At 65.6% G+C, this 5,279-nt stretch carries 3 protein-coding genes; 2 read left to right on the top strand and 1 reads right to left on the bottom strand.

The window, feature by feature from the left end:
• The first annotated feature begins 13 nt into the window (after positions 1–13).
• Both IG94_RS0137685 and IG94_RS0137680 read left to right on the top strand, forming a co-directional pair.
• On the top strand, positions 14–3,751 hold the full coding sequence (locus IG94_RS0137685; RefSeq protein ID WP_052411070.1) for an RHS repeat-associated core domain-containing protein: 3,738 nt from the start codon (positions 14–16) through the stop codon (positions 3,749–3,751).
• 8 nt (positions 3,752–3,759) lie between these two features.
• Positions 3,760–4,302, top strand: a complete 543-nt coding sequence (locus tag IG94_RS0137680) for a barstar family protein (RefSeq protein WP_052411071.1) — start codon at positions 3,760–3,762, stop codon at positions 4,300–4,302.
• 37 nt (positions 4,303–4,339) lie between these two features.
• Here IG94_RS0137680 and IG94_RS39875 read toward each other — a convergent pair whose 3' ends face one another.
• Positions 4,340–5,014, bottom strand: coding sequence for an SUKH-4 family immunity protein (locus IG94_RS39875; protein ID WP_078892585.1), 675 nt, complete (start codon positions 5,012–5,014; stop codon positions 4,340–4,342).
• Positions 5,015–5,279 lie beyond the last annotated feature (265 nt).

Below are 5,279 nucleotides of genomic sequence, written 5' to 3'. Positions count from 1 at the left end.
CGCGGCGCTGGTCGTGCTCGCGGACACGTTGTACAAGTACAGCAAGGGCCAGGCGTCGCTATGGGACGTGGGACTGGCCGCACTGGACTGCATACCCGGCATGAAGGGGCTCACCACCCTCGGCGGACTGGCCAAGGGCCTCAAGGGCGGCATGGCGGCCATGAAGGGAATCAAGGGCGGTCTGAAGGGCATGAGCTCGGCCCTTCGTGGCCTGGGCAAGAACGCCCGCGGGATGGTCACCGATGGCGCCAAGGGAGCGTACAACCGGGCCAAAAGCCTGGTGCGTTCGAAGGGCAGCGACCCCATCGACATGGCGACAGGGGCCATGTACCTGCCGCAGACGGACGTGGAACTGCCCGGACTTCTCCCTCTGGCGTTCACCCGCCGAGTCGCCTCCGACTACCGCTGCGGCTGGTGGTTCGGCCCGACCTGGGCCTCCACCATCGACCAGCGTCTGGAAGTCGACGAGGAAGGCGTCCTCTTCGTCACCGAGGACGGTCTTGCCCTCATGTATCCCCACCCTTCAGGGCCTAGCGTCGCCGTAATGCCCGAAGCCGGGCCTCGTCGGCCGCTGACCCGCATGGCCGACGGCTGCTACCGCATCGCCGACCCGGTCACTGGGCACACCCATCACTTCGCCCGCCCCACCGCCGACGGCATCGCGCTGCTGGATCGGATCACCGATCGTAACCAGCACACGATCTCCTTCGACTACGACGCCTACGGCACTCCTCTGGCCATCCGGCACTCGGGTGGCTATCACCTGAAGCTCACCACGGAAGAAGGCCGTGTCACCGGACTCAGCCTTGCCGGAACGGCGGGCGACCCTACGGACACCGTCATCAAGAGTTACGCCTACGCCCAGGGCAATCTCGTCGCCGTAACGAACTCCGGCGGCTCACGACTCCTGTTCAGCTACGACGAACGAGCACGTGTCACTTCCTGGACCGACAGCAACCACCGCAGTTACCTGTACGCCTACGACGGCCGAGACCGCTGCGTGATGGAAGGCGGTGAGGCCGGACACATCACGATCAACCTTGACTACGACGGCGCCGACCCTTCCTGGCCCGACTGCCGCATCACCACCCTCCGCACCGCAGACGGAGCCGCCTCCCATTTCGTCGTGGATGACAGCAGCCTGGTGGTGGCTGAAATCGATCCGATGGGTGGTGTCGTCGCAAACAGCTATGACTCGCTCCAACACCTCACGTCGAGCACGGATCAACTGGGCTGCACGACGACCTTCATGAACAACGAGTGGGGGCAGCCGATCACGGTGGCACGACCGGACGGCTCCGTCGTGCGCATCGCCTACGAAAGTGGCTCCCCCACCACGATCACCCTGCCGGACGGCTCCTCCTGGCAGTACACCCTCGACGAACGTGGCAACGTGACTGCAGTCACCGATCCGGTCGGCGCGACCGCGCGCTTCGTTCGCGGGCGAAACGGCGCCATTATCGAGGCTCAGGACCCTTCGGGGCGAGAAACTCGTTTCGAGAACAACGTTGCCGGTCTTCCCCTGTCGGTCACCGACGGCCTCGGTCACACGACTCACTATGCGTACGACCCCTTCGGACGAACCAGTTCGGTGGTCAACGCGCTGGGCCATGAGACCAGCCTGGAGTGGACCGTTGAGGGGCGTCCGACCAAGCGCACCTACCCCGATGGAACACAGGAGCGCTGGGGATACGACGGCGAAGGCAACTGTGTCCGTCACATCGACGCGACCGGTCGTGTGAGCACATTCGAGTACACCCACTTCGACCGACTGAGCGCCCGAACCGGGCCGGGAGGTGAGCGTTACAGCTTCACGCATGACGCCGAGCTCCGTCTGACGCAAGTTACCGACCCGCAAGGGCTCAACTGGAACTACGCCTACGACGCCGTCGGCCGGCTACTCGCGGAAACCGACTTCGACGGCCGCACAACCCACTATGCGTATGACACAGCAGGCCGCCTCACCAACCGAACCAACGCTCTCGGCCAGATGACCCACTACGAGCGCGACATCCTGGGGCAGATCAAAACCAAGCGCGTGGGCGGTGTGACCACCACGTACACATACGCCTCCAACGGTTCGTTGAACGGCGCCGTAAGGGCGGACAGCAGCCTGCAAGTCGAGCTCGACGCCGTGGGTCGACGGCTCAGGGAAACCGTCGACGGCCGTGTCATGAGCTTCGCCTACGATGCGGCAGGCAATCGGACACTGCGCGTCACCCCCTCGGGGGCTCGAAGCAGTTGGCGGTACGACGCCGCCGGCCGCACCGATCGGTTGTCAACGGCTGGACAGACCATCGACTTCTCACACGATGCGGCGAACCGTGAAGTCGTCCGTCGAGTGAACGGCGCGCTCTCTCTCACGCGCACCTACGACAGCCTGGACCGGCTGACCGAGTTGGGCTGCAGGGCTCCCGGCGACCGACTCGTGACGGAACGCTCCTACGCCTACCGATCCGACGGTTACCTCACGGCGATACAGGACGCTCGCGGAGGCGGCCGACGCTTCGACCTGGATCCTCATGGCCGCGTTACAAGCGTCCACGCGGCCGGTTGGAGCGAACGCTACGCCTACGACTCTGCCGGAAACCAGACCGAGGCCGAGTGGCCGGTGCGGGCCCCCGGTCATGAAGCGGTCGGCCCACGCACGTACACGGGTACAAGGGTGATGAGGGCCGGAGGTGTTCACTACGAGTACGACGCTCTGGGGCGCGTCACCATGCGCCGCAAGACACGACTCTCACGCAAACCCGATGTCTGGCAGTACGAATGGGACGCCGAGGACCGTCTCACCATGGTCGTCACGCCGGACGGCAGTCGCTGGCGCTACACATATGACCCCCTGGGCAGAAGGACCGCAAAACTCCGTCTGGGTGCCGATGGAGAGACCGTCGAAGAACGGACGGTATTCACCTGGGACGGAAACACTCTGTGCGAACAGACCACCGAGCTAGGCGACAGCGGTAGCAGAACCACGCTCACCTGGAATCACGACGGGCTCTCCCCAGTGAGCCAGGCCGAACGCCTCTGGGCTGTCGACACACCTGAGAGGACGGTGGACGAGCGCTTTTTCGCCATCGTCACCGACCTGGTAGGCACCCCGACGGAGCTGATCGCACAGGACGGAGAAATCGCGTGGTACACGCAGGCCACTCTCTGGGGCGGGACTGCATGGAACCGCGATGCAACCGCCCACACTCCTCTGCGTTTTCCTGGTCAGTATCACGACGCCGAGACCGGACTGCACTACAACCATCACCGTCACTACGACCCCGAGACTGCTCGCTACACCAGCCCCGACCCCCTCGGTCTGCTACCGGCGCCCAACCCGGTGACCTACGTGCACAATCCGCACAGCTGGGCCGATCCGTTGGGACTTGCACCGCTGTGCCATCAACATGGCGGCGACACGGGCAGCCCCGACGGTCTCGGTCTCGTGCCTGGCCCAGCGCCTCAAAACGCTGCGGACATGTTGAACAAGGTCAATGCCAGGCCCGGAAGCATTGGCAAGGTCGACGGCTACCATGGCAACGCAAACTGGGGTAACAACAAATCCGCCCTGCCAGGCGGTAAGTACAAAGAATGGGACGTCAACGCCAAGGTGGACCTTCCACAGTGCAGTGCACCGGGCTGCGGGAAGGAGATCAGAGGCCCTGAACGCCTGCTGACCCCGAAGGACGGCCCCGGGCCCGCGTACTACACACCCGACCACTACGGGACCTTCTACTACGTCGGCGAGTTCACAGGATGATGCAGCACATGACCGATTTCGACATCACGAGCACCGTTGAGCCCTGGGTCGTTTTCACCCCCCAAGGTTCGGTTGCGCTTCAGGAGCAACTCGCCCTGCTGGAGAGCAAGGGAGGGAGCTGCTACTACTTCGACTCCCGTGGGCTTCTGGAGGAGCAGGGGGTCCATCGGTCCTTTGCCGAGGCCCTTCGTTTCCCCGGTTATTACGGGAGGAACTGGGACGCCATGGTGGACTGCCTGGACGACCTGTGCGAGGAGGTCACAGGCGGCACTGGAGTAGTGGGCGTGATCCAGGAAGCGGATCGACTTCTGGAGCTGGACTATTTTCCGCTCTTCGTGTCAGTCCTGTGCCAGGGGGCAGACCGGGCAAACTCTGCGGTCGACCTCGACGGATTCCCGCTGGATCGTCCAGCCATTTCCGAACACTTCGTCTTCCAATTTGTCGACTTCGATGCCGACAAGATCAGGGGTTTGGTGGAACAACCAGACCTGATTGTCACCCAGGGCGAGAACTTCGTCACCGCGGCCCTCAACCCTGAAGAATGGCATTGATCGCCTGATTCGAGCGAGGGCCGGTTTCCGTCGGCGGCTACGCGGCTTCGGGCGCTCCCGCGGTCTCCAAGCGGGTCGTGCGGTGCAGGGCCCAGAGGGTGAGGGCCAGGGCGGAGACGTCGGACATCAGGGGGTGGAGGGTGCCCTCGGCGGCGTTCCAGGCGAGGATCGTGCCTCTTGTGCCGTCGACGACCGCGTGGGCTTCGTCCGACAGGCGGCCCAGGCGTATGAGGTGGTCCGCGTGGGCCGGGGGCGCCGGGTGGCCGGGGGACTCCTCGCAGTACTCCGTGAGGGTGGGGAGGGCGAGGTCGTCGGGGTCGCTGTCGCGGTGGAAGGGGTGTGCGGACTCGGGCAGGCCCGTCTCGACGAGGAAGCGGCGGGTGGGGGCGTGGAGGAGGGTGGCGGGGAAGTCGATGTCCTCGAAGCGGGTGACCCGGGAGGGGGTGAAGTCGCGGTCCAGGAAGCGGGGCGGGAGGACTTGGAGAGGGGCTGACGGTGTGTGGTGGCCCGCGGTCAGGAGGAGGCAGCTCATCAGGGTGGACGTGTTCCACAGGGACGGGCGCTCGCAGCCCTGCTGAGTGCGCCGGGCCGCGCCGCGGGGGCGTCGCGGGTCCTCCAGCGACGTCGCGAAGCGGACGCGGGTCACCAGGGACGGCGGCGGCGCCGTCGTCGTGCGGGGCCCGGGAGTCGTGTCGGTCGTGGCCGCTTGCATGGTCTACTCCCCCGAGAATGTGTGGCCGCCCGTGCTCGGACGGCTGCCGTTCCCACTCCTGCGGAGCCTACGCGCCGCCACTGACAACGCCGTCGCGTGCGCGACCCGTTCACCGGGCAGGACGCCCGGGCGGCGGCCCGCGTTGCCTCCGGTGGGAGAACGCGGGCTAGCTGTTCTGTCCGGGGAGGTTGTGGGCAGGTGAGCCAGGTCTCGGCTGGGGGAGCTTGAACAGGTGAGGGCCTTCCGGTTCGGTGTGGATTGCGAC

The sequence above is a fragment of the Streptomyces olivaceus genome (assembly GCF_000721235.1).
In the GTDB taxonomy this organism is placed as follows: domain Bacteria; phylum Actinomycetota; class Actinomycetes; order Streptomycetales; family Streptomycetaceae; genus Streptomyces; species Streptomyces olivaceus.
The sequence above is the reverse complement of the archived record's forward strand: the minus strand, read 5'-3'. Positions and strand labels throughout refer to the sequence as shown.

Excerpts from the sequence above, each read along its gene's own strand:
- IG94_RS0137680 (WP_052411071.1), top strand. The coding sequence starts at position 3,760 with ATGACCGATTTCGACATCACGAGCACCGTTGAGCCCTGGGTCGTTTTC.
- IG94_RS39875 (WP_078892585.1), bottom strand. The coding sequence starts at position 5,014 with ATGCAAGCGGCCACGACCGACACGACTCCCGGGCCCCGCACGACGACG.